This window comes from uncultured Pseudomonas sp. (assembly GCF_913774235.1).
Taxonomy (GTDB): domain Bacteria; phylum Pseudomonadota; class Gammaproteobacteria; order Pseudomonadales; family Pseudomonadaceae; genus Chryseomonas.
The window spans coordinates 57,318-80,609 of the sequence record NZ_CAJYDW010000012.1; the positions used below are offsets into that span (position 1 = coordinate 57,318).

The 23,292-nt window shown below is 66.3% G+C and carries 21 protein-coding genes; 6 read left to right on the forward strand and 15 right to left on the reverse strand.

The genetic code is table 11. The annotated features are described in order from the left end of the window. Positions 1–34: 34 nt before the first annotated feature. Positions 35–514 carry a YbaY family lipoprotein gene (locus QZ471_RS09835; protein WP_295463172.1) on the reverse strand — a complete coding sequence of 160 codons (480 nt, stop codon included), beginning with the start codon at positions 512–514 and terminating at the stop codon, positions 35–37. A 48-nt stretch (positions 515–562) separates the two neighbouring features. Then, entirely contained in the window at positions 563–3,073 is a 2,511-nt protein-coding gene (plsB, locus tag QZ471_RS09840; protein ID WP_295463174.1) for a glycerol-3-phosphate 1-O-acyltransferase PlsB, read from the reverse strand. A 368-nt stretch (positions 3,074–3,441) separates the two neighbouring features. Between plsB and QZ471_RS09845 the strand changes: the two genes are divergently transcribed. After that, entirely contained in the window at positions 3,442–3,654 is a 213-nt protein-coding gene (locus tag QZ471_RS09845) for a cold-shock protein (protein WP_017641736.1), read from the forward strand. 218 nt (positions 3,655–3,872) lie between these two features. Here QZ471_RS09845 and QZ471_RS09850 read toward each other — a convergent pair whose 3' ends face one another. From QZ471_RS09850 to dapE, 3 genes are read right to left on the reverse strand one after another with little or no spacing between them, the layout of a single operon-like run. Further along, positions 3,873–4,256: a hypothetical protein gene (locus QZ471_RS09850; RefSeq protein ID WP_295463179.1), complete on the reverse strand. Its 384-nt coding sequence runs from the start codon at positions 4,254–4,256 to the stop codon at positions 3,873–3,875. Positions 4,257–4,261: 5 nt separating this feature from the next. Then, positions 4,262–5,074, reverse strand: coding sequence for a putative RNA methyltransferase (locus QZ471_RS09855; RefSeq protein WP_295463181.1), 813 nt, complete (start codon positions 5,072–5,074; stop codon positions 4,262–4,264). Beyond that, entirely contained in the window at positions 5,071–6,213 is a 1,143-nt protein-coding gene (dapE, locus tag QZ471_RS09860) for a succinyl-diaminopimelate desuccinylase (protein ID WP_295463183.1), read from the reverse strand. The genes QZ471_RS09855 and dapE overlap by 4 nt, the downstream gene beginning before the upstream one ends. An 84-nt stretch (positions 6,214–6,297) precedes the next feature. Between dapE and tcdA the strand changes: the two genes are divergently transcribed. Then, entirely contained in the window at positions 6,298–7,083 is a 786-nt protein-coding gene (tcdA, locus tag QZ471_RS09865) for a tRNA cyclic N6-threonylcarbamoyladenosine(37) synthase TcdA (protein WP_295463185.1), read from the forward strand. A gap of 232 nt (positions 7,084–7,315) precedes the next feature. On the opposite strand, the gene mltF is transcribed toward tcdA, so the two are convergent. Next, entirely contained in the window at positions 7,316–8,800 is a 1,485-nt protein-coding gene (gene mltF / locus QZ471_RS09870; RefSeq protein ID WP_295463187.1) for a membrane-bound lytic murein transglycosylase MltF, read from the reverse strand. A gap of 316 nt (positions 8,801–9,116) precedes the next feature. Between mltF and purL the strand changes: the two genes are divergently transcribed. Both purL and QZ471_RS09880 read left to right on the forward strand, forming a co-directional pair. Beyond that, the gene (gene purL / locus QZ471_RS09875) at positions 9,117–13,016 is read left to right on the forward strand and encodes a phosphoribosylformylglycinamidine synthase (RefSeq protein WP_295463189.1); all 3,900 of its coding nucleotides are present in this window, start codon (positions 9,117–9,119) and stop codon (positions 13,014–13,016) included. A gap of 169 nt (positions 13,017–13,185) precedes the next feature. After that, positions 13,186–13,500: an NGG1p interacting factor NIF3 gene (locus QZ471_RS09880; RefSeq protein WP_295463191.1), complete on the forward strand. Its 315-nt coding sequence runs from the start codon at positions 13,186–13,188 to the stop codon at positions 13,498–13,500. 3 nt (positions 13,501–13,503) lie between these two features. Here QZ471_RS09880 and QZ471_RS09885 read toward each other — a convergent pair whose 3' ends face one another. The 7 genes from QZ471_RS09885 to QZ471_RS09915 form a co-directional block, all read right to left on the reverse strand. Then, on the reverse strand, positions 13,504–13,800 hold the full coding sequence (locus QZ471_RS09885; protein WP_295463193.1) for a winged helix-turn-helix domain-containing protein: 297 nt from the start codon (positions 13,798–13,800) through the stop codon (positions 13,504–13,506). Positions 13,801–13,841: 41 nt separating this feature from the next. Continuing rightward, the gene (locus tag QZ471_RS09890) at positions 13,842–14,186 is read right to left on the reverse strand and encodes a DUF86 domain-containing protein (protein ID WP_295463195.1); all 345 of its coding nucleotides are present in this window, start codon (positions 14,184–14,186) and stop codon (positions 13,842–13,844) included. Next, on the reverse strand, positions 14,179–14,469 hold the full coding sequence (locus QZ471_RS09895) for a nucleotidyltransferase family protein (protein WP_295463197.1): 291 nt from the start codon (positions 14,467–14,469) through the stop codon (positions 14,179–14,181). The genes QZ471_RS09890 and QZ471_RS09895 overlap by 8 nt, the downstream gene beginning before the upstream one ends. 158 nt (positions 14,470–14,627) lie before the next feature. Continuing rightward, positions 14,628–17,459: a valine--tRNA ligase gene (locus tag QZ471_RS09900; RefSeq protein WP_295463199.1), complete on the reverse strand. Its 2,832-nt coding sequence runs from the start codon at positions 17,457–17,459 to the stop codon at positions 14,628–14,630. 86 nt (positions 17,460–17,545) lie between these two features. After that, complete coding sequence (locus tag QZ471_RS09905; RefSeq protein WP_058767755.1) at positions 17,546–17,908, reverse strand: hypothetical protein; 363 nt, start codon at positions 17,906–17,908, stop codon at positions 17,546–17,548. 4 nt (positions 17,909–17,912) lie between these two features. Continuing rightward, positions 17,913–18,341: a DNA polymerase III subunit chi gene (locus tag QZ471_RS09910; RefSeq protein ID WP_058767756.1), complete on the reverse strand. Its 429-nt coding sequence runs from the start codon at positions 18,339–18,341 to the stop codon at positions 17,913–17,915. Between the two features lie 71 nt (positions 18,342–18,412). Next, positions 18,413–19,912: a leucyl aminopeptidase gene (locus tag QZ471_RS09915; RefSeq protein ID WP_295463203.1), complete on the reverse strand. Its 1,500-nt coding sequence runs from the start codon at positions 19,910–19,912 to the stop codon at positions 18,413–18,415. 172 nt (positions 19,913–20,084) lie between these two features. On the opposite strand from QZ471_RS09915, the gene lptF reads away from it, so the two are divergent. Next, on the forward strand, positions 20,085–21,197 hold the full coding sequence (gene lptF / locus QZ471_RS09920) for an LPS export ABC transporter permease LptF (RefSeq protein ID WP_295463204.1): 1,113 nt from the start codon (positions 20,085–20,087) through the stop codon (positions 21,195–21,197). Beyond that, a complete protein-coding gene (lptG, locus tag QZ471_RS09925) occupies positions 21,194–22,255 on the forward strand; it encodes an LPS export ABC transporter permease LptG (RefSeq protein WP_295463205.1) in 1,062 nt (353 codons plus the stop codon). The genes lptF and lptG overlap by 4 nt, the downstream gene beginning before the upstream one ends. Before the next feature lie 144 nt (positions 22,256–22,399). Here the strand turns inward: lptG and QZ471_RS09930 are convergent, their stop codons facing one another. Continuing rightward, positions 22,400–22,717, reverse strand: a complete 318-nt coding sequence (locus QZ471_RS09930) for a hypothetical protein (protein WP_295463207.1) — start codon at positions 22,715–22,717, stop codon at positions 22,400–22,402. Between the two features lie 57 nt (positions 22,718–22,774). Continuing rightward, a complete protein-coding gene (locus QZ471_RS09935; RefSeq protein ID WP_295463209.1) occupies positions 22,775–23,284 on the reverse strand; it encodes a hypothetical protein in 510 nt (169 codons plus the stop codon). Positions 23,285–23,292 lie beyond the last annotated feature (8 nt).

Consider the following 23,292-nt stretch of genomic DNA (forward strand, 5'->3'; position numbering starts at 1 on the left):
GAAGGTCCCGATCCTAGCATGTTAGCGTGGCGACTCAGCGCACCGGCTGCAGCGGCAACTCCACCTCGCCCGCGTCGTTCAGGTCGACCACCACCGGCTCCTGGGTCAGGTACAGCGGGCGACCGCCGAGCAGGATGCGACCGCTGAGCAGGTAGCGCTCACCACTCTTGACCCGCGAGGGCGCGTAGTCGAGACGGAAGGGCACCTGGCCGGGCTGTTTGACGAACAGGGTGCGCTGGGCGAGGCGACCCGCTGGGGTGTCGCCCGCGCTGGCGCTGTAGAGGCTGACGGTGAGCTTGGCGGTGGGCGGTACCGGCTCGTTGGCGGTGAAGGTGGCCTGGCCGCTGAGGCTGGTCATGCTCGGCTGAGCGGGCGTGCCGGGGGTGGTGGGCTGCGGCTGCTCGGTGGGCGGCAGCGGCTGGCCGGCCGGCGGCGGCGTCGCGGGACCGGGGCGCAGCCCGCTACAGGCGCTGAGCAGCAGCGAGGTGGCGAGCAGGGTGGCGATTCTTTTCATGGGTAGATCCTGGACTGAAATCGACTGCTGTGACCCATCCGCACCGGCTTAGTTGCCCGCCGCGGGTGGCGATTCGCTGTCCGGCAGGTCCGGGGCGTCGGGGCGATCCAGCGCCACCTGGCGGATCGACAGGCGAATCTCCGCCGGCAGCACCCGCTTGCCCGCGCCCTCGGCCAGCTCGCCGAGCAGTTCGTGATGACCCAGGGTGCCGTCGTCGGCCTTGCGCAGTACCCCTTCGGCCAACAGCGTCTGGATGAAGTGACGGAACAGCGACTTATCGAAGAACTCCGGGGCATTGAGGCCGTGCAGCACCGACAGCCGCTGGGCCATCACCGTGCAGAGCTCTTCCAGTTGCGGCGCGGTCAGGCTGTTCTGGCCATGGTTGAGGATCAGCGCGGTGGTCATGTAGTAGCGCTGCAGGGTCTGCAGGATGGCTCGCGCCAGCAGGGTCAGACGGACGAACTGCCGCGAACTGGGCGCTGCCCGCACGAAGACGTCGTCTTCGATGCGCAACAGGCCGCGCTCTACCATGGCTTCCAGCCAGCCGTCCACCACCAGCGGCAGTTCCTCACGCTCCCAGTGGATGAACAACTCGGCTTGCAGATAGGGATAGAGCGCCAGGGCGAATCTATGGATCAGTTCGCGAGTCATGCGCCCGGTGTTCTGGAAGAAGCTGGCGATCAGCGCCGGGATGGCGAAGAGGTGCAGGACGTTGTTGCGGTAGTAGGTCATCAGGACCGCATTCTGCTCGTCCAGATAGAGGATGCGGCCTAGAGCATCCTGCTGCTCGGAAAGGAAGCCCAGGCCGCGGACCTCTTCGATCATCGACTGGCCGTCGCCTTCCGGCAGGGTGACGCTGGTGGAGTAGGGCACCCGCCGTAACAGGTCCAGGTAGAGCTCGATGGCGCGTATGAGAGCGCCTTCGTCCAGCGCCTGACGGTTGGTCGACAGCAGCGCCAGGGCCACCAGGTTGACCGGGGTGACGGCCGCAGCGGCATTGATGCGTCGCACGATGCGTTCGCCCAGCTCATGGGTGACCGGCGTGAACCAGGCCGGCTTGAAGTCCTCGTCCAGTTGTTCGTCGCGCCAGCCCGGCTGTCGGGCATCGAGGAAGCTCTGCAAGGGGATGGGCTCGCCGAAGTTGACCCAGACCCGGCCGAAGCGCTGGCGCAGGGCGCCGAAGACCTTCACCAGGTCGAAGATGGATTCCTTCTTCTTCGCGGCGCCACGCAACTCGCCCAGGTAGGTGCGGCCCTCGAAGACCTTCTCGTAGCCGATGTAGACGGGCACGAAGACGATGGGCCGACGGGAGTCGCGCAGGAAGCTGCGCAGGGTCATGGCCAGCATGCCGGTGCGCGGCTGCAGGGTGCGCCCGGTGCGCGAACGGCCGCCTTCGACGAAGTATTCGGTGGAGAAGCCGCGGCTGAACAGGCTGTGCAGGTATTCGTTGAACACCGCCGCATAGAGGGCGTTGCCCTTGAAGCTGCGCCTCATGAAGAAGGCGCCGCCGCGTCTCAAGATGTTGCCCACCACCGGCATGTCCAGGTTGATGCCGGCGGCGATGTGCGGCGGCGTCAGACCGTTCTGGAACAGCAGATAGGACAGCAGCAGGTAGTCGATGTGGCTGCGGTGGCAGGGCACGTAGACCACGGTGTGGCCCGGCGCCATCTCCTGGATGCGCTCGATGTGGCTGACCGTCACGCCCTGGTAGATGCTGTTCCAGAACCAGCGCAGGCCGACGTCCAGGCAGCGCACCACCGGATAGGAGAAGTCCGAGGCGATTTCCCGGGCATAGTGCGCTGCTTCGTCTTCGATGCGGCCGGGGGTGGCCTTGCGCTGGCTCACCTCTCGGGCGATGGTCGCGCGGACCTGGGGCGCCCGCAGCAAGCCGCGCAGCAGGGTACGGCGATGCGAGAGGTCGGGGCCGATCACCGCCTGGCGCACGTTGCGGAAGTGGATGCGCAGACGGCGCATCACCAGCCGCTCCAGGCGCAGCGGATCGGGGCGCTGGGCAGCCAGTTCGCCGAGCGACAGCGGCTTGGAGAACTGCACCCGGGTCAGCCGGCCCAGTACCAGGATGCGTGCGGCCTTGCGCAGCCGTCCGGTCACCACCCAGTTGTCCGCCCAAAGTAGCTTCCAGGGACTGGTCTCGCGATCCGGCGACTGGCCCCAGAAGACACTGACGGGTACCAGCTGGACGTCGTCCAGTTGCTGCTCGGTCACGGCGGCCACCACCCGGCGCAGGGTGGGTGGTACCGAGCGCCGCGCCGGTCGCCCGCGCCAGTCCGGCTTGCCGACGGCATTGAAGTAGGCCAGTGGCTCGGTCTTGCTACCCAGTACCAGCGGGCGCAGTGGCCGTGGCAGTCCGGCCTTGCGGCATTCCCGGTCGAGTACCGCCAGGTCGCTCAGCGAGGCCTCGGGTAGGACATAGAGCACCGGTTTGGTCGGATCGATGCGGCTGAGCAGGCTGGCGGCCTGGGTGGTCTCGGAGCGAACCCAGAGGTAGAGCAGGCGCTTGAGCAGGGAAAAGGCCAGGAGACGCAGCGGCGAACGAGTCATGAAGGGCTACCGGATTGACGAGGCGGCAGTGTGCCGGAAGGCCTGGCGGGCGTAAAACCACCCGTCTTGTGCAGACTTCGACCTGCTCGTTGCGGTCTTGTCACCCGGGCTAAGAAATTGCCTGGCGAATCGACGGAAACCCGGCGCTGACGTGGCTTCCAGCTATGATGGCACTTTGCGTAAAGAACGTTGATTTTGCCGGGGAAGCCATGCTTCATAAGGTATCGGCAAGTTTTTGCCGACGCTTGGCAGGGCTGCCCGCGGGTGGCGTTGCCGGCACGTAGTCCGTACCGACACAACAAGGCAACCCGGTTGCTCGCGTTTGGGCGACCAGGGATAGGAAATCCAGAAAGCTTCGGAGAGATGTGATGGGTGAGCAGCGCGAAACCGGGACCGTCAAGTGGTTCAATGACGCCAAGGGCTATGGATTCATTCAACGCGAAGGCGGTGCCGACGTGTTCGTTCACTACCGCGCCATCCGCGGTGAAGGACACCGGTCCCTGGTCGAGGGCCAGCAGGTGGAGTTTTCGGTGATCGAAGGCCAGAAGGGCCTGCAGGCCGAAGACGTCGCCCGGCTGTAAGAGCCTATTCAAAGTCTGCTGCGCGTCGGTCAAACGGCGTTGAAAATGGCCTGGGTCGCCAGCCCGGTCGGAATGCTCATTTATCGAGCGCGGGTCCGATCCGCTTCCTCAGCTATTTTCGCGGGGCCGCCTAGGCCTTGTTTGTCTCTAGCTCGCGAGCCTTTGAACAGGCTGTAAGCCCGTCTCGCGAGGAGCGCCAGGCTCCTCGCGAATTCAGGTCACTCGGTCCGCCAGACGATCTCCTCGACACCGGCATCCGTGACCTTCAGCCAGCGATCCGCGGCTTCCTCGTCTTCCTCTTCGCTCCAGCCACTCGGGGCGCAGCGCACCTGCACCTGCAACGCCGCCTGGGCATCCCGCGCGCACGCCAGGTCGTCCACCCAGGGTGAAACATCGCTTTCCAGCAGCAGGCTATGCCACTTGCCCACCGCCTTCGGCAGCCAGGTGACCGGAATGGACTCGCCGCCATAGCGCAGGGTGCACTTGAAGGTCTGCCCCCTGGCCTGCCAGGCGCAAGGCATGGCGAACACCTGTTCGAGCCAGGCTGAGACGGCGTCCCGGTCGACGTCCTTGAGGTAGATTTCGATATCGGGCTGGCGCATGGGACTTAGGCTCCGGATTTGACGATCCAATCGTAACGCACGGCGACTCGTACTTCGAAGGGCTCGGCCAGCACGCGCTCGCGGCGCTCGGCATTGACCCGCCAGCCGTGGGGCGTCATGGCCAGCAGGTCTTCGCGGGTCTGGCGCTCGGCCAGCGGCAGCACGAATTCGAGCCCCTCGCTGTGGGCCAGTTCCAGCCCCGGCGGCAGATCCTGCAGGTGCTTGTCCTCGGCATAGTCGCGCACCTCATCGTAGAGGCGCTGGCGCAGCTCCAGCAGGTGGGCGCTGGCCGGGCCCAGGCGCAGGATGCCGCCACCGGGGGCCAGCACACGCTGGGCTTCGCTCCAGTCGATGGGGCTGAAGACGCTGGCCAGCAACTGGCAACTGGCGTCCGGCAGCGGCAGCCGCGCCATGCTCGCCACCAGCCAGGTCAGGACCGGAGTGCGGCGACAGGCGCGGCGCACCGCTTCGCGGGAGATGTCCAGGGCATAGCCGTCGGCCGCGGGCAGGGCCTGGGCCAGGCGCGCGGTATAGAAGCCTTCGCCACAGCCCACGTCGATCCAGCGCTGGGGCGCGCGTTCGGCGGCCAGTTGCGCCAGGCGTTCGGCCAGGGGCGCGTAGTGGCCGGCATCGAGAAAGCGCCGGCGCGCCTCGACCATGGCGGCGTTGTCACCCGGGTCCAGACTCTTCTTGTGCTGCACCGGCAGCAGATTCAGATAGCCCTGGCGGGCGCGATCGAAGCGATGACCGGCCGGGCAGCCGACGCCGCCGTCGACCTCGGCCAGCGGGGCCTGGCAGAGCGGACAGATCAGCTTCATGCCAGCAACCGTACCAGGGTGCCGTAGTAGACCTCGGTCAGCAGATCCAGGTCGCTGGCCAGCACGTGCTCGTCCACCTGGTGGATGGTGGCGTTGACCGGACCCAGTTCCACCACCTGGGCACCCAGGGTGGCGATGAAGCGGCCATCCGAGGTGCCGCCGCTGGTGGAGGCCTCGGGGCGATAGCCGGTGACGGCTTCCACGCTGGCCGCAACGGCGTCGAGCAACTCGCCCGGCTCGGTGAGGAAGGGCAGGCCGGACAGCGACCAGTCGATGTGCCAGTCCAGGCCGTGGCGATCGAGGATGGCCTCGACGCGGGCCTGCAGGCCCTCCACGGTGGATTCGGTGGAGAAGCGGAAATTGAACAGCGCCTGCAGCTCGCCGGGCACCACGTTGCCGGCGCCGGTGCCGGAATTGAGGTTGGAAATCTGGAAACTGGTGGGTGGGAAGAAGGCATTGCCCGCGTCCCACTGCTCGGCGGCGAGATCCGCCAGAGCCGGGGCCGCCAGGTGGATGGGGTTGCGCGCCAGGTGCGGATAGGCCACGTGCCCCTGCTTGCCGCGTACGGTCAGGCGGCCGTTGAGCGAGCCGCGGCGACCGTTCTTGACCACGTCACCCAGCAGGCGGGTGCTGGAGGGTTCGCCGACGATGCACCAGTCCAGCCGCTCGCCGCGCTCGCGCAGGCGTTCCACCACGGCGCGGGTGCCGTGCAGCGCCGGGCCTTCTTCGTCGCTGGTGATGAGGAAGGCGATGGCGCCGCGATGGTCGGGGTGGTCGGCGACGAAGCGCTCCACGGCGATGATCATGCTCGCCAGGCTGCCCTTCATGTCGGCGGCGCCACGGCCGCGCAGCATGCCGTCGGCATCCACGTGGGCATTGAAGGGCGCCTGCTGCCAGGCCTCCAGCGGACCGGTGGGCACCACGTCGGTGTGACCGGCGAAGCACAGCACGGGACCCTCGCCGCCACGCCGCGCCCAGAAGTTGTCCACCTCCTCGATGCGCAGGGGTTCGAGGGCGAAGCCCAGGCGCTCCAGGCGCTGCATCATCAGGGCCTGGCAGCCTTCGTCCAGCGGCGTGACCGAGGCCCGGCCGATCAGGTCGCAGGCGAGTTCCAGGGTGGGGGTGAGGGCGGTGGTCATGGCGGGTCCCGGGAGGCGGCTAGGGTTCAGGGGGAGCGGTATGGTAAAGGAAAACCTATACTGTGGCTTTTGTGGAAAGCCTTCATGACGTTCGATGAACAACGCTTCGGCGGGATCGCCCGGCTCTATGGGCAGGAAGCCGTCGAGCGCCTGGCCGCCAGTCACGTCGCCGTGGTGGGTATCGGCGGGGTGGGTTCCTGGGCCGCCGAGGCCCTGGCCCGCAGCGGCGTCGGCCGCATCAGCCTGTTCGACCTGGACGACGTCTGCGTCAGCAACACCAATCGCCAGGTGCATGCCTTGGAAGGCCAGGTGGGGCGGCCCAAGGTCGCGGTGATGGCCGAGCGCATCCAGGCCATCAATCCGGCCTGCGAAGTCAAGGCGGTGGCGGACTTCGTCACCCGCGAGACCATGGCCGACTACATCACCGCAGACCTCGACCTGGTGCTGGACTGCATCGACAGCGTGGCCTCCAAGGCGGCGCTGATCGCCTGGTGCAAGAGGCGCAAGATCGCCATCGTCACCACTGGCGGCGCCGGCGGCCAGATCGACCCCACCCAGATCCAGGTGGTAGACCTCAATCGCACCTACAACGACCCCCTGGCCTCGCGGGTACGCTCGCTGCTGCGTCGTGACTACGGCTTTTCGCGCAATCCCAGCCGCCACTACAGCGTGCCCTGCGTCTTCTCCACCGAACAGCTGCGCTATCCCAAGCCGGACGGCAGCGTCTGCCAGCAGAAGAGCTTCGTCGGCGAAGGCGTGCGCCTGGACTGCGCCGGCGGCTTCGGCGCGGTGATGATGGTCACCGCCACCTTCGGCATGGTGGCCGCGGCGCGAGCGGTGGACAAGTTGATCCAGAAGCCCAAGGCGTAGCGGCCCAGGCGGGCACCTTCCTCGCCCCAACCCTCTCCCCAGGGGAGAGGGGAAAGGGGGTGTAGTGTGGACAACGGCGCAGCCTTGTCCACGCGGGAGGGTGCCAGTGGGGAAACGCTGACGCGGTTTTTCACGCTACGGTGTTTCGAGCCCGGCGGCCCTCACCCCAGCCCTCTCCCCGAGGGAGAGGGGGCGGTACCGGCGCATCGGCTGAACAACGGCACGCCTCAGGCTACATATCCTGCGGCGCTTCCTGGGCCGGGCGGGCGTCGGACACGGCGGGGACGTGCAGGCCGGTCTTGGCCAGTTGCTGGCCTTCCATCTGCGGCTGGGTGGTCCAGGTGAGGATGTCGTAGTAACGGCGCACGTTCTGTACGAACTCCACCGTCTCGCCGCCGCGGGCGTAGCCGTAGCGGGTCTTGCTGTACCACTGCTTCTGCGCCAGGCGCGGCAGCATCTTCTTCACATCCAGCCAGCGATCCGGGTCCAGGCCCTGGGATTCGGCCAGGCGGCGGGCGTCGAGGATGTGGGCGATGCCGATGTTGTAGGTGGCCAGGGCGAACCAGGTACGATCCGGCTCCTTGATGCTGTCCGGCAGCTCGTCACGAATCTGGTCGAAATACTTGGCACCACCGGTGATGCTCTGCTCGGGGTCCAGGCGGTTGGCCACGCCCATGGCCTGGGCGGTGTTGTTGGTCAGCATCATCAGGCCGCGCACCCCGGTCTTGGAGGTAGCGTCCGCCGTCCACAGCGATTCCTGGTAGCCCATGGCGGCGAGCAGGCGCCAGTCCAGCTGGTGCTTCTGCGCCACCTTGCGGAAGTGCTTCTCGTACTTGGGCAGACGCTCCTGGAGGTGCTGGGCGAAGGTGTAGGCGCCGACGTAGCCGAGGACGTCGACGTGGCCGTAGTAGCGCTCCTTGAGTTGCTGCAGGGTGCCATCGCGACGCACCTTGTCCAGGTAGGCGTTGACCGCATCGAGCAGGCTGTTGTCTTCACCGGGCTGCAGTGCCCAGGCCTGGCCCTGGTTGTCGCCCAGGTCGAAGGCTACCCGCACGTTGGGGAAGTACACCTGGTTCATGGCCAGTTCGTTGGAATCCACCAGGGTCAGGTCGATCTGGCCTTCGTCGACCATGCGCAGCAGATCGCTGACCTCCACCTGGTCGGATTCGTCGAAGGCGAGCTCCGGCACCTGGGCCTGCAGCGCTCTGAGCTGCTGGGCCTGGCTGCTGCCCTTGAGCACCAGGATGCGCTTGCCGACCAGGTCCTTCGGCGTACTGGGACGCACGGTGCCATTGCGGTAGATGACCTGGGGCACCACGTCGAGATAGCTGCGGGAAAACTTCAGGCCCTGGCGATTGGCGGAGGGCGTGAGGCCGGCGGCGGCGATGACCGGGCCGTCCGGCGCGGTCAGGCGATTGAAGAGGTCGTCGAGATTGTCGGCAGTGCTGATTTCCAGGCGCACCTTGAGCGATTCAGCGAAGCCCTTGACCAGTTCGTACTCGAAGCCGGTCTCGCCGTTACGGTCCTGGAAGTAGGTCGCCGGGCTGTTGCGCGTCACCACGCGCAGCACGCCCGCCTGCTGGACCTGCTCGAGGGCGGTCGGCTTGGGCGGCGCGGGCACGTCCGCTTCCCCGCAACTCATGAGCAGGGCGAGGAAGGGCAGGGTAAGCCAGGCGAATCGCTTGAAGGCTCTATTCAAATGGGCTAGCTCGGCCATACGGCATCAAAACGGCACTGGCGCCTTGCTGACGCGCCTATCGGTCGGCCCTCCTGGGGCCTTTCGTTATCGTCGGGACGCTCCGCGCCACCGGTCCGGCCAAAGGCTCTATCCTGAGCCCAATGGGGAGCCGCGTCCATGGGGGCGGCAGGCCGTGTCGGCGGGCAGTATACGCGAGAAGTGGCAAAGCGCCCATTTTATACATACAGTCTTGGTGGTAAGCCTGGATGAACCCTCGTCGCCGGAAGGTGTCCCGAGCGCGCCTTTAGGCTAGAATGCACGGCCCCAAAGTGACTTGGCCCCGAGGCTGTCCCCGATGCTGATCCTGCGCGGCGCTCCCGCTCTTTCTTCGTTCCGTCACGGCAAACTTCTCGACCAGCTGACTCGTCTGGTTCCCGGCGTCTCCGGGCTCTATGCCGAGTTCGTTCATTTCGCCGAAGTCGCCGGCACCCTGAGCGCGGAGGAAGAGGGCATCCTCGGCCGACTGCTGCAATACGGCCCCAGCGTCCCCCAGCAGGAACCCAGCGGCGCGCTGTTCCTCATCGTGCCCCGTCTGGGCACCATCTCGCCCTGGTCGAGCAAGGCCACCGACATCGCCCACAACTGTGGTCTGGCGCAGATCGAGCGCCTGGAGCGGGGCGTGGCCTACTACGTCGCCGGCGAGCTGGACGCCGCCGCCCACGCGCAGCTGGCCGCGGCCCTGCATGACCGCATGACCCAGCGCGTGCTGCCGACCCTGGACGCCGCCGCCGACATCTTCAGCCATGCCACGCCCAAGCCGCTCACCGCGGTGGACGTACTCGGTGGCGGTCGCGCCGCCCTGGAGCGCGCCAACCTGGAGCTGGGCCTGGCCCTGGCCGAAGACGAGATCGACTACCTGGTGAAGAGCTTCACCACCCTGGGGCGCAATCCCCACGACGTCGAACTCATGATGTTCGCCCAGGCCAACTCCGAGCACTGCCGGCACAAGATCTTCAATGCCAGCTGGGACATCGACGGCGAGAGCCAGGAGAAGTCCCTGTTCGGCATGATCAAGAACACCTTTGAGCTGAACCGCACCGGTGTGCTGTCCGCCTACAAGGACAACGCCGCGGTCATGGAAGGCTTCACCGCCGGGCGCTTCTACCCCGACGCCGAGTCCCGCGAATACGGGGCGCACAGCCAGCCCGTGCACATCCTGATGAAGGTGGAGACCCACAACCACCCGACCGCCATCGCCCCCTTCCCCGGCGCCTCCACCGGCTCCGGCGGCGAGATCCGCGACGAAGGCGCCACCGGTCGCGGCTCCAAGCCCAAGGCCGGCCTGACCGGATTCACCGTCTCCAACCTGAATATCCCCGGTTTCGAGCAGCCCTGGGAGCAGCCCTACGGCAAGCCCGAGCGCATCGTCACCCCGCTGGACATCATGATCGAAGGCCCGCTGGGTGGCGCCGCCTTCAACAATGAATTCGGCCGTCCGGCCCTGGCCGGCTACTTCCGTACCTTCGAGCAGCAGGTCGAGACCCCCCGAGGTCCCGAGGTGCGCGGCTACCACAAGCCGATCATGCTCGCCGGCGGCCTGGGCAACATCCGCGCCGACCACGTGCAGAAGGGTGACATCTCGGTGGGCGGCAAGCTTATCGTGCTGGGCGGCCCGGCCATGCTGATCGGCCTGGGCGGCGGCGCGGCCTCGTCCATGTCCACCGGCGCCAGCTCCGCCGACCTGGATTTCGCCTCGGTGCAGCGCGAGAACCCGGAAATGGAGCGCCGCTGCCAGGAGGTCATCGACCGCTGCTGGCAGCTGGGTGAAAACAACCCCATCACCTTCATCCACGACGTGGGTGCGGGCGGCCTGTCCAACGCCTTCCCCGAACTGGTCAACGATGCCGGTCGCGGCGGCCGTTTCGAACTGCGCAACGTGCCCAACGACGAGCCGGGCATGAGCCCGCTGGAGATCTGGTGCAACGAGTCCCAGGAGCGCTACGTGCTCTCCGTGGACGCCGAGAACTTCGAGACCTTCAAGGCCATCTGCGAGCGCGAGCGTTGCCCCTTCGCCGTGGTCGGTGAGGCCACCGAAGAGCGCCAGCTGACGGTGGCCGACAGCCACTTCGGCAACAACGCCGTGGACATGCCGCTGGAGGTGCTGCTGGGCAAGCCGCCGCGCATGCACCGCAGCGTGACCCGTGAAGCCGAACTGGGCGATGCCTTCGATGGCGCCGGCCTGGACCTGACCGAGTCGGTGGAGCGCGTCCTGCGTCACCCGGCCGTGGCCAGCAAGAGCTTCCTGATCACCATCGGCGACCGCACCATCACCGGCCTGGTCGCTCGCGATCAGATGGTCGGCCCCTGGCAGGTGCCGGTCGCCGACTGCGCCGTCACCGCCACCAGCTTCGACGTCTATACCGGCGAGGCCATGGCCATGGGCGAGCGCACCCCGCTGGCCCTGCTCGACGCCCCCGCTTCCGGCCGCATGGCGATTGGCGAGACCGTCACCAACCTGGCCGCCGCGCGTATCGAGAAGCTCGGTGACATCAAGCTGTCCGCCAACTGGATGGCCGCCGCCGGTCACCCGGGCGAAGACGCACGCCTCTATGAAACCGTCAAGGCGGTGGGCATGGAGCTGTGCCCGCAGCTGGGCATCACCATCCCGGTGGGCAAGGACTCCATGTCCATGAAGACCCGCTGGCAGGACGGCGGCGAAGACAAGAGCGTCACCGCGCCGCTGTCGCTGGTGATCACCGGCTTCGCCCCGGTGCAGGACATCCGCCGCACCCTGACCCCCCAGCTGCGCCTGGACAAGGGCCAGACCGACCTGATCCTCATCGATCTGGGTCGTGGTCAGAATCGCCTGGGCGGTTCCATCCTTGCCCAGACCCACGGCAAACTCGGCCAGGCGGCTCCCGACGTCGACGAAGCCGAAGACCTCAAGGCCTTCTTCGCCGTGATCCAGGGCCTCAATCAGGACGGCCTGCTGCTGGCCTACCACGACCGTTCCGACGGCGGCCTCATCACCACCCTGGTGGAAATGGCCTTCGCCGGTCACTGTGGCCTGGCCTTGCGTCTGGATGCCCTGGCCGCCGACCGTGACGAACTGACCCGTGCGCTGTTCGCCGAAGAGCTGGGTGCCGTCATCCAGGTGCCCCAGGACTTCACCCACGAGGTGCTGGCCCAATTCAGCGCCGCCGGCCTGGAAGACTGCGTGGCGGTGATCGGCAATCCGGTCAACGGCTACGAGATCAACATCCACTACCACGACGAGCATCTCTATCGCGCCGAGCGCCGGATGCTGCAGCGTCTGTGGAGCGAGACCAGCTTCCAGATCCAGCGCCTGCGCGACAACGCCGAGTGCGCCCAGCAGGAATTCGATGCCCTGCTGGAAGAGGATCATCCGGGTCTGTCGGCCAAGCTGTCCTACGACCCCAACGAGAACATCAGCGCCCCCTACATCAAGAAGGGCGTGCGGCCGCAGGTCGCCATCCTCCGCGAGCAGGGCGTCAACGGCCAGGTGGAGATGGGGGCGGCCTTTGATCGCGCCGGCTTCTCCGCCATCGACGTGCACATGAGCGACATCCTCTCCGGGCGTATCGACCTGGCGGACTTCAAGGGCGTGGTGGCCTGCGGTGGCTTCTCCTACGGCGACGTCCTCGGCGCCGGCGGTGGCTGGGCCAAGTCCATCCTGTTCAACGCCCGTGCCCGTGATGGCTTCCAGCAGTTCTTCGAGCGTACCGACACCTTCACCCTGGGCGTGTGCAACGGCTGCCAGATGGTCGCCAACCTGCGCGAGCTGGTGCCCGGCAGCGAATTCTGGCCGCGCTTCGTGCGCAACCGCTCCGAGCAGTTCGAGGCGCGGGTGGCCATGGTCCAGGTGCAGGATTCGCCCTCGCTGTTCCTCGCCGGCATGGCCGGGTCGCGCCTGCCCATCGCCATCGCCCACGGCGAAGGCTTCGCCGAGTACCCGAACCAGGAGGCGCTGATCGCGGCTGATGTGTCCGGTACCGTGGCGCTGCGCTACGTCGACGGCCACAGCAAGGTCACCGAGACCTATCCGGCCAACCCCAACGGCTCGCCGCTGGGCATCACCGGGCTGTCCAGCCAGGATGGTCGCGTGCTGCTGATGATGCCGCACCCCGAGCGCTGCTTCCGCGCGGTCCAGAATTCCTGGATTCCCGCCGACTGGCAGGGCGAGGACGGCGGCTGGATGCGCCTGTTCCGCAATGCGCGGGTCTGGGTGGACTAAGGGTTCGGCGTCTGGCCAGGCTTCCTCGACCTGCGGTCGGGGAAGCCTGGCCTCATATGCTCTCTTTCCAAACCGACGGCGAGCCACCAGGCGTCCGCCGCAGCGCTCCTGCCCCCTCTCCCTAAGGGAGAGGGCTGGGGTGAGGGCCGCCCAACCCGAGAGCGTCATCATGCTGAAACTCTGCTTCTACGTCCCCGACTCCCACCTGGAAGCCGTCAAACAGGCGATCTTCGCCGTGGGCGGCGGTCGCATCGGCTGCTACGACAGCTGCTGCTGGCAGGTCCGGGGCCTCGGCCAGTTTCGGCCGCTACCGGGCAGCCAGCCGCACCTGGGCGAGCAGGGCAGTCTCGAACGGGTGACGGAGTGGCGGGTGGAGTTGGTGCTGGCCGACGAACAGATCGCCCGCCAGGCCGTGGCGGCGCTCAAGGCGGCGCATCCCTACGAAACGCCCGCCTATGACGTGGTGCAGGTACTAGATTTTTAGGGTTCAGGGATAACCCAGGACCGTCTTGATCCGCGCCAGCTCCCGCTCGACCCAGCGCGGGTCTACCGCACCCCAGTCGCGGATCTCGTAGCCACCGGCGTTGTTGCGGGCGCCTTCGCCTTGCACGAACTGGCAGTCGATATCCAGGTCGGCCAGCGCCAGCAAGGTGTCCTGGGCGGTACGCCGCGGCATGCCGGTGGCGGCCATCAGGGCCGGCACGTTGGTGGCGGTGCCGCTGGCCACCAGCCAGGCCACATAGAGGCGGCGATAGAAACTGGTCTTGGTCTTGCTCACGTCCATGTCATGGATCTCGAAGGTCAGTCGCCGTTAGGTCCGGGTTTTCAAATGGCTGCTCTCAGGGAGTCGAGCTGCTCTCGAAGCCTTGGCAGATCATCCTGGATGATGCTCCAGAGGATGTCGTCATCGATACCCAGGTAGCCATGGATCAGCCGATTGCGCGTCGCTATGACCTGGCGCCAGGGAATGTCTGGATGACTATCGCGCACGACCGTTGGAATGCGTGTCGCGGCTTCGCCGATCAGTTCGAGATTACGCAGCGTCGCATCATAGACCAGGGTGTTGGTCACGAAGGTAGCTCTGTCCAGGCCTTGGCAATAGGTGATGGCCTTCTGGGTGAAGTCGAGCATGTCTTCGATGTAGAACGTCCAGAGGCGCTCATCAGACATGGATGGCGTCTCTCTCCACCAGGGGGCGTAACTCGTTGCGCAAGGCCTTTTCGGTCACCAGATCAACGGGACGGCCCAACTGGTCTTCGAGGTGGAATTGCACGCCGAAGTAACGCTCCGAAGTAGCGGGTCCGTCGAAGTCGACGAGGATGTCGATGTCGCTATCAGCGCTTGCTGTTCCGCGCGAGACCGAACCGAACAGCGCTAGCGAGACCAATCCGTAGCGCTCTGCAAGATAGGGCTTGCTAAGGCGCAGCTTGGTCAGAATGAGGTCGCGTTCCAACGTCCTGTCCTCGAAAGAGGGGGGCGGTTCAGTCTGTCACGGATAAGGACCGCCTTCCAACTCGCTCCCAAGGCGGCTCTTCCCGCTTGGCAAGAGCCGTAGATCTTGCAAGCCCATGAACGAAGACGCCGCAGTCGTCTCCGACTGCGGCGTTCGCCTTACAGCGTCGCGATACGCTGCCGCTGGTCCACCAGCTTGGCCAGGGCCTGTTCGGCTTCGGCCAGCTTGGCGCGTTCCTTTTCCAGGACCTCGGCGGGGGCCTTGGCGACGAAGCCTTCGTTGCCCAGCTTGCCGCCGACGCGCTTGACCTCGCCCTCCAGGCGGCCGATCTCCTTGTCCAGGCGCGCCAGTTCCGCGTCCTTGTCGATCAGGCCGGCCATGGGTACCAGCACTTCCATCTCACCGACCAGGGTGGTGGCGGACATCGGCGCTTCTTCACCAGCGGCCAGCACGCGGACCGATTCCAGCTTGGCCAGCTTGTTGAGCAGCGGCTCGAAGTCGGCCAGGCGGCGCTGGTCCTCGGCACTGGCGTTGGCGACGATGATGTCGATGCGCTTGGCCATGGAGATCTTCATCTCGCCACGGATCTGCCGCACGCCCAGCATCAGCGCCTTGACCCACTCGATGTCGCCTTCGGCGGCGGCGTCGATGCGCGCTTCGTTGGCCACCGGCCAGGGTTGCAGCATCAGGGTCTCGCCCTGGACGCCGGCGGGTGCCTTGAGGCGCTGCCAGATTTCCTCGGTGATGAAGGGCATGAAGGGATGCGCCAGGCGCAGCACCACTTCCAGCACCCGCGCCAGGGTACGGCGAGTGCCGCGCTGACGTTCGAGGGAGGCGTTTTCGTCCCACAGCACCGGCTTGACCAGCTCCAGGTACCAGGCGCAGTACTCGTCCCAAACGAATTCATAGAGCGCCTGGGTGGCCAGGTCGAAGCGGAAGGCGTCGAGCTGACGGGTCACCTCGGCCTCGGTGCGCTGCAGCTGGGAGATGATCCAGCGATCCACCGAGGACAGCTCGACGGGTTCGTCGTTGACGCCGGTGTCCTGGCCCTCGACGTTCTCCATGACGAAGTTCGCCGCGTTCCACAGCTTGTTGCAGAAGTTGCGATAGCCCTCGACGCGTCCCATGTCGAACTTGATGTCGCGGCCGGTGGTGGCCAGGGAGCAGAAGGTGAATCTCAGGGCGTCGGTGCCGTAGCTGGCGATGCCATCGGGGAATTCGGCGCGGGTCTGCTTGGCGATCTTCTCCGCCAGCTTGGGCTGCATCAGGCCGCTGGTGCGCTTCTGCAGCAGGGTATCGAGGTCGATGCCGTCGACGATGTCCAGCGGATCGAGCACGTTGCCCTTGGACTTGGACATCTTCTGGCCCTGGCCGTCGCGTACCAGGCCATGGACATAGACGGTCTTGAACGGGATCTGTCCGGTCAGGTGGGTGGACAGCATGATCATCCGGGCGACCCAGAAGAAGATGATGTCGAAGCCGGTGACCAGCACGTCGGTGGGGTGGAAGGTCTTCAGCGCTTCGGTCTGCTCGGGCCAGCCGAGGGTGGAGAAGGTCCACAGACCGGAGCTGAACCAGGTGTCCAGGACATCGTCGTCCTGGCGCAGGGCGATATCACCCAGGTCGTGCTTGGCACGCACCTCGGCCTCGTCGCGACCGACATAGACGTTGCCGGCCTGGTCATACCAGGCGGGAATGCGGTGGCCCCACCAGAGCTGGCGGCTGATACACCAGTCCTGGATGTCACGCATCCAGCTGAAGTACATGTTCTCGTACTGCTTGGGTACGAACTGCACCTCGCCGCTTTCCACCACGGCGATAGCCTTCTCGGCCAGGGGCTTGGTGGAGACGTACCACTGGTCGGTCAGCCAGGGCTCGATCACGGTGCCGGAGCGGTCGCCCTTGGGCACCTTGAGGGCGTGGTCGTCGATCTTTTCCAGGCGACCGGCGGCCTCCAGGTCGGCGACGATGCGCTTGCGCGCCTCGAAGCGGTCCAGGCCGGCGTAGGCGGCGGGGAGGGTGGCGTCGAACATACCGTTGACGCTGCCGTCCAGGTTGAACACCTGGGCGCCGGGCAGGACGGCCGCGTCGGCGTCGAAGATGTTGATCAGTGGCAGGTTGTGTCTCTTGCCGACTTCATAGTCGTTGAAGTCGTGGGCCGGGGTGATCTTGACGCAGCCGGTGCCAAATTCGGGGTCGCAATAATCGTCGCCGACGATGGGGATGCGGCGGCCCACTAGCGGCAGCTCGACGTACTGGCCGATCAGGCCCTTGTAGCGCGGGTCTTCCGGGTGCACGGCCACGGCGGCGTCGCCCAGCAGGGTCTCGGGACGGGTGGTGGCGACCACCAGGTGATCCGCGCCCTCGGCGGTACGGGCGCCGTCCGCCAGCGGATAGCGCAGGTGCCAGAGGTGGCCCTTCTCGTCATGGCTTTCCACTTCCAGGTCGGAAATGGCCGTGTGCAGCTTGGTGTCCCAGTTGACCAGGCGCTTGCCGCGGTAGATCAGGCCATCCTCGTGCAGGCGCACGAAGGCTTCCTTGACCGCCTCGGAGAGGCCGTCGTCCATGGTGAAGCGCTCGCGCGACCAGTCCACCGAGGAGCCCAGACGGCGGATCTGCCGGCTGATGTTGCCACCGGATTCGTTCTTCCATTCCCAGACCTTCTCCAGGAATTTCTCCCGGCCCAGGTCATGGCGCGACAGACCCTCGGCACCGATGCGGCGCTCCACCAGCATTTGGGTGGCGATGCCGGCATGGTCGGTGCCCGGTTGCCAGAGGGTGTTGCGACCCTGCATGCGGCGGAAGCGGATCAGGGCGTCCATGATGGCGTTGTTGAAGCCATGGCCCATGTGCAGGCTGCCGGTCACGTTCGGCGGCGGGATCATGATGGTGTAGGGCTCGCCCGACCCCTGGGGCGCGAAGTAGCCCTGGCGTTCCCAGGTCTGGTACCAGGAGGTTTCGATGGCGTGCGGCTGGTAGGTCTTGTCCATGGAGGGGGCTTTTGTCGCTGGAAGAGGAAAGCCTCCGAGTATAGCGACTCCAGCCCGCCGACGGCAGGGCGCCTTGGCGCCCCGGGTCAGGGACGTTGCAGCAGTTCTTCCAGGCGCTGCTGCAGGCGGCGCTGCAGTTCGGCTTCCAGGCGCGGCAGCTCTTCGTCCAGCAGTTCCTGGAGGATGTCCGGTGCTTCCTGGCGCAGGCGGACGCGGGCCAGGTCGTCCCGTGGTTCCTGGGGGATCACGTCTTCGATGGCGTCCGGCACGATCTGGTCGAGCAGGGGCGGGATGGCCTTGAGGCGTTCGGCGCTGGGCGCGATGACGTCGGAAAGGATGGGAATGCCGTCGGCGCTGCTCGGATGGACCGCGTTGCGGCTCTTGTCGAGCACCTGGCGGATGGCTTCGAGGTCTTGCAGGACGTGTGCAGGGGGCTTGGTGCTGGTCATGAAATCAGACACGTGACAGCTGATGGTCCTGTAGAGCATAGCCAAGCTTGCGGTAGAAGCGAAAACCTTCGCGCATCGCCTGGCGGACTTCGGGGGCTTCGACGACCACCTCGGCGATCCGGGCGAAACCCGCGTGGCAGGGCGGCGGGGCCAGGCTGAGATTGATCAGCAGCTCGCCCGTCTGCTCGGCCGGCGTGTCCAGGCCAAGCACTACCGGGGTATCGCTGGATGTTTCCGCGAGATCATGGGGAACGAAACTGTCCGGGCGGAACGCCCACAGTTGCTCGTCCAGGCGCTGGCGCTGCTCGGCGTCGGCGCAGTGCACATAGACCGGCATGCCCTGTTTCCAGGCCTTGTCCACCAGCCGACAGGCGAAGGCCAGCCGCGCCGCGGGATCGGTGGAAGGCAGAACATAGAAGTCGACACGGGTCATGGGGCTATCACGAGCAGGGGAGGGAAACGGCAAGGCCGCGACGTGAGGGCGTCGCGGCCTTGTACAGGCGCTTAGGCCTCGGCGGTGCGGTCGAGCAGGTACTGCACCAGCAGGGGCACCGGACGACCGGTGGCGGCCTTGTCCTTGCCGCCACTGATCCAGGCGGTGCCGGCTACGTCCAGGTGGACCCAGGGATAGGCCTTGGCATAGCGCGCCAGGAAGCAACCGGCGGTGATGGTGCCGGCCTTGGGCCCGCCGATGTTGGCCATGTCGGCGAAGGGGCTGTCCAACTGCTCCTGGTACTCGTCGTGCAGCGGCAGTTGCCAGACGCGATCATCGGCCTGGTCGCCCGCGCTCTTCACCTGGGCGATCAGCGCCTCGTCGTTGCCCATCATGCCGGAGACCAGCGAACCCAGGGCGGTGATGCAGGCGCCGGTCAGGGTGGCGATGTCGATCACCGCCTTTGGCTGGAAGCGCTCGGCGTAGGTGAGGGTGTCGCACAGCACCAGACGGCCTTCGGCGTCAGTGTTGAGGATCTCGATGGTCTGGCCGCTCATGCTGGTGACGATGTCACCCGGACGGGTGGCGGTGCCGCTGGGCATGTTCTCGGCCAGGGCCAAGAGGCCCACCACGTTGATCGCCGGCTTGAGTTCGACCAGGGCGCGGAAGGTGCCCAGGACGCTGGCGGCGCCGCACATGTCGTACTTCATCTCGTCCATGCCGGCGGCGGGCTTGATGCTGATGCCGCCGGTGTCGAAGGTGATGCCCTTGCCCACCAGGGTATAGGGCTGCGCATTCTTGCCCGCACCCTTGTACTGCAGCACCACCAGGCGTGGCGGCTGGGCGCTGCCCTGGGCCACGGCGAGGAAGGAGCCCATGCCCAATTCGCGCATCTTCTTCTCGTCGAGCACCTCGACGGAGAGACCAGCGTCCTTGAACTGCTTGCCCAGGGCCTTGGCCTGGTCGGCCACGTAGATCGGATTACAGACGTTCGGCGGCAGGTTGCCGAAGTCCTTGGCGTAGGCGGTGCCGTGGGTGATCGCCAGGGCGTGGGCCAGGGCGCGCTCGGCGTCCGTCTGGGAGGCCTTGGTGGTGACCAGGGTCAGCTTCTTCAGTGGCCGCGGATCGGCTTTCTTGCTCTTGAAGCGGTCGAACACGTAGTCGCCATCGGCCAGGGTCTCGGCCAGCAGACGCAGGCGACCGTAACCGTCGCGGTTCTTCACCGGTACATCGCCCAGGGCGAGGGCGGCGTCGCTGCCGCCGAGGCTCTTGAGCACGCCCAGGGCGCCGCTAGCCAGTTTGCGGTACTGACGATCGGATAGCCCTTCGGCAGCACCGCTACCGACCAGTAGGACACGCTCGGCCTTGATCCCGGTCAGGCCGGTGAGCAGCAGGGTCTGGCCCGCCTTGCCGGCGATATCGCCGCGCTTGACCGCCGCGCTGAGGGCGCCGGACGTCGCGACATCGACGGCGCTGGCCGCTGCGTCGAGCGCACCGCCTTCACCGACGGCCACGACCAGGGTGGCGGTTTTCAGGGTTTCCGGACGAGCGTTTTTGACGACGAATTCCATTAGGAGAAGCTCCCCAAGACAAACACATGAGTTCGCAGGATATAATGCGGGGCTTTCGCCAGGGCCTTTTCCCGGCGATCGGCCTTCAACGGGTGGGCCTTGCGACGCAAGCCGTGTAGCCGAGCTAGTGTGAGCGTTCGCGCCAGAGCCTGACAACCCTGGAGAATCCTGTTTGATCGTCTTCCGCTATCTGTCTCGAGAAGTTCTCACCACCCTCGGTGCGGTCAGTGCCGTGCTGCTGGTGATCATCATGAGCGGCCGTTTCATCAAGTACCTGGCCCAGGCGGCCCAGGGGCTGCTGGACCCCGGCGTGCTGCTGCTCATCATGGCCTATCGCATCCCCGGTTTCCTCCAGTTGATCCTGCCGCTGGGGCTGTTCCTCGGCTTCCTGTTGGCCTACGGGCGACTGTACCTGGACAGCGAGATGACCGTGCTTACCGCCACCGGCCTGAGTCCGCGGCGGCTGCTGGCCTACAGCATGGCCCCGGCCGCGGTGGTCGCCCTGATTGTGGCCTGGCTGAGCCTGTCGCTGGCGCCGCTGGGGGTGCAGAAGGTCACCAGCATCCTCAACCAGCAGGATGCCATGACCGAATTCGATACCCTGGAGCCCGGGCGCTTCCAATCCCTGAGAGACAACTCTCGGGTCACCTACACCGAGCGCCTCTCGGCCGATCGCAGCCAGTTGGGCGGCGTGTTCATCTCCGAGCGCAACACCTCCACCGCTGGCGGCAAGGACCGAGGTGTAGGCGTGCTGGTGGCCGACACCGGGCGTCAGGAAATCCACCCCGACGGCAGTCGTTACCTGATCCTGCAGAACGGCTTCCGCTACGACGGCGTCCCCGGGCAGGCCGACTATCGGGCGGTGCAGTACGACACCTACGGGGTGCTGCTGCCCAAGCCCGCGGTGAGCGAGGACATCAGCGAGCGGGATGCCGTCACCACCGGCGAACTCCTGCGCAGCAACGACCTGCAATACCGTGGCGAGCTGCAGTGGCGCCTTTCCCTGCCGATTCTGGTATTCATCGTCACCCTCATCGCCGTGCCCCTGGCCAAGGTCAATCCGCGCCAGGGTCGTTTCCTCAAGCTGCTGCCAGCGATCCTGCTGTACATGGCCTACCTGTCGTTGCTGATCGCCGCCCGTGGCGCCCTGGACAAGGGGCGTCTGCCGCCAGCCATCGGGCTGTGGGGCGTGCACCTGCTGTTCCTGGTGCTCGGTCTGCTGCTGGCCTTCTGGGAGCCGCTCAAGGCGCGGTTGCGCGGTAACAAGGCGGGGGTGCCGGCATGAACAAGCTCGACTGGTACATAGGGCGCACCGTCTTCGTCAGCATCCTCGCGGTGCTGGGGGTGATCGTCGGCCTGGCCCTGCTGTTCGCCTTCATCGACCAGCTCGGCGACTTCGACGACAACTACGGCGTCGCCGAAGCGCTCAAGTTCGTCCTCCTCACCACGCCGCGCCGGGCCTACGAGATGCTGCCGATGGCCGCATTGATCGGCTGCCTGATCGGCCTGGGCACCCTGGCCAGCAGCAGCGAGCTGATCGTGATGCGCGCCGCGGGCGTTTCCCTTGGTCGCATCGTCTGGGCGGTGATGAAGCCCATGTTCGTGCTGCTCATCGCCGGCATCCTGATCGGCGAGTACGTGGCGCCCTGGTCGGAAAACCTGGCGCAGAGCGGCCGTGCCCTGGCCCAGAGCGCTGGCAAGGCGCAGAGTTCGCGCCACGGCCTCTGGCACCGCCAGGGGCATGAGTACACCCACGTCAATGCCGTGCAGCCCAATGGTCTGCTGCTGGGGGTGACGCGCTACGAATTCGACGATAAGCGGCACCTGCTGCAATCCAGCTTCGCCCAGCGCGGCGTCTATCGCGGCGATCGCTGGGAGCTGGAGAACGTCAGCATCACCGACTTCGGCGACCGCCAGACCAGCGTCCGCCAGGAGCCCAAGGTGATCTGGAACGTCGAGCTGACCCCGCAGGTACTCGACACCGTGATCATGGAGCCGGATGCCCTGTCGATCTCTGGGCTGTGGTGGTACATCCACTACCTGGCCGACCAGGGGCTCAACAACAAGAGCTACTGGCTGGCGTTCTGGTCGAAGATCTTCCAGCCGCTGGTGACCGCTGCCCTGGTGCTGATGGCGATCTCCTTCATCTTCGGCCCGCTGCGTTCGGTGACCCTGGGCCAGCGCATCTTCACCGGGGTGATCCTCGGTTTCGCCCTGCGCATCTTCCAGGATCTGCTCGGCCCCTCCAGCCTGGTGTTCGGCTTCTCGCCACTGGTAGCCGTGCTGGCGCCGGCGCTGCTCTGCGCCCTGGCCGGGGTGTTCTTGCTGCGCAGGGCCGGCTAGGCGCGCGACGACCCTGCATGCGGCCGTCAGACGGGCGCGTGCAGGGCGCGGAAGGCTCCGATCATGGGTATGCACGGCGCGCGTCCCTGGAGCACCCATCTTCACAGGTGTATAGGGTGAGCTCCAGGTCGTCGATGTCGCGCGCTAGGCGGCACCCTGAGCCGCTGACGTGGGCTGCAGCCAGTCGGCATGCTCTGCGCAGAAGGCCAGGATCCGCTGGACCCGACGGATCTGGTCCCGGTGGCGGCATTCACCCGTCACCGTGCGCACCAGCAGATCGACGTTCTGCATGTGGATCAGACGCAAGTCAGGGCTCATGTCGGGAAAGTCTTCCATCTCGCCCATGCGCGTCTCGCAGCGCGAGAGCAGGCGATCGATGAAGTCCGGGGAAAAGCGGGCGGGAGACTGAGCGGTTTCCAGGTCATTGACCGCAACCTGGGAGCAGGGGGCAAGCGTTTCCATGCGCAATGTCTCTCGTCCGTAGCGAAGCCTTACTATTGCACGCTTTGCCCGCAGGATTCAGCTGCCGATTGTCAGCTGCTTTTCGGTTGGCTCTTGGATCCTGGCGGGCTGTTCGCTCTCCTTGACCGCTGCCTCCAATAGCGCAGTCCGTGCCCTAAGGTATGACTCCTTCTGCTGCAGGTCGGCGGGATGCTCGAGGGTGAGACTGGCCAGATAAGCCTGCCAGGTCGCCAGATAAACCTTTTGCGCGTTGCGCAGCAGCCGATCCTGACCCGCAGGCAACTGACCGGTTGCCTCATGCGCCTCCTTGATGGCGGTGGCCTGGCAGTCGCCCAGTTGTCGGCGAAAGCCTGGTAACCGCGCCCGTTCGCCAGCCAGCCGGGCGTTGTTGCCGTTGAGCACCAGCAATTCGCAGGCATAGAGCGCACCGTGCAGCCGCGCCTGCAGCAGCCAGCTGGGCGAGCGACCCCACTCGGTACCCTGGTCGGCCAGGTCGACCGGTCGCTGTCCGGCACAGCCTTGCAGCCCAAGCAGCAGGACGATCAGCAGAGGCGCGATTCTACTCATAGCCAGTT

Bases quoted from the DNA above. Each gene is read 5' to 3' on its own strand.
- QZ471_RS09835 (WP_295463172.1), bottom strand. From the start codon at position 514: ATGAAAAGAATCGCCACCCTGCTCGCCACCTCGCTGCTGCTCAGCGCC.
- lptG (WP_295463205.1), top strand. From the start codon at position 21,194: ATGAACAAGCTCGACTGGTACATAGGGCGCACCGTCTTCGTCAGCATC.
- QZ471_RS09855 (WP_295463181.1), bottom strand. From the start codon at position 5,074: ATGAAGCTGATCTGTCCGCTCTGCCAGGCCCCGCTGGCCGAGGTCGAC.
- QZ471_RS09900 (WP_295463199.1), bottom strand. From the start codon at position 17,459: ATGGACAAGACCTACCAGCCGCACGCCATCGAAACCTCCTGGTACCAG.
- dapE (WP_295463183.1), bottom strand. From the start codon at position 6,213: ATGACCACCGCCCTCACCCCCACCCTGGAACTCGCCTGCGACCTGATC.
- QZ471_RS09890 (WP_295463195.1), bottom strand. From the start codon at position 14,186: ATGTCTGATGAGCGCCTCTGGACGTTCTACATCGAAGACATGCTCGAC.
- QZ471_RS09905 (WP_058767755.1), bottom strand. From the start codon at position 17,908: ATGACCAGCACCAAGCCCCCTGCACACGTCCTGCAAGACCTCGAAGCC.
- mltF (WP_295463187.1), bottom strand. From the start codon at position 8,800: ATGGCCGAGCTAGCCCATTTGAATAGAGCCTTCAAGCGATTCGCCTGG.
- QZ471_RS09935 (WP_295463209.1), bottom strand. From the start codon at position 23,284: ATGAGTAGAATCGCGCCTCTGCTGATCGTCCTGCTGCTTGGGCTGCAA.
- QZ471_RS09880 (WP_295463191.1), top strand. From the start codon at position 13,186: ATGCTGAAACTCTGCTTCTACGTCCCCGACTCCCACCTGGAAGCCGTC.
- QZ471_RS09885 (WP_295463193.1), bottom strand. From the start codon at position 13,800: ATGGACGTGAGCAAGACCAAGACCAGTTTCTATCGCCGCCTCTATGTG.
- QZ471_RS09845 (WP_017641736.1), top strand. From the start codon at position 3,442: ATGGGTGAGCAGCGCGAAACCGGGACCGTCAAGTGGTTCAATGACGCC.
- QZ471_RS09910 (WP_058767756.1), bottom strand. From the start codon at position 18,341: ATGACCCGTGTCGACTTCTATGTTCTGCCTTCCACCGATCCCGCGGCG.
- purL (WP_295463189.1), top strand. From the start codon at position 9,117: ATGCTGATCCTGCGCGGCGCTCCCGCTCTTTCTTCGTTCCGTCACGGC.
- QZ471_RS09850 (WP_295463179.1), bottom strand. From the start codon at position 4,256: ATGCGCCAGCCCGATATCGAAATCTACCTCAAGGACGTCGACCGGGAC.
- tcdA (WP_295463185.1), top strand. From the start codon at position 6,298: ATGACGTTCGATGAACAACGCTTCGGCGGGATCGCCCGGCTCTATGGG.
- plsB (WP_295463174.1), bottom strand. From the start codon at position 3,073: ATGACTCGTTCGCCGCTGCGTCTCCTGGCCTTTTCCCTGCTCAAGCGC.
- QZ471_RS09930 (WP_295463207.1), bottom strand. From the start codon at position 22,717: ATGGAAACGCTTGCCCCCTGCTCCCAGGTTGCGGTCAATGACCTGGAA.
- QZ471_RS09915 (WP_295463203.1), bottom strand. From the start codon at position 19,912: ATGGAATTCGTCGTCAAAAACGCTCGTCCGGAAACCCTGAAAACCGCC.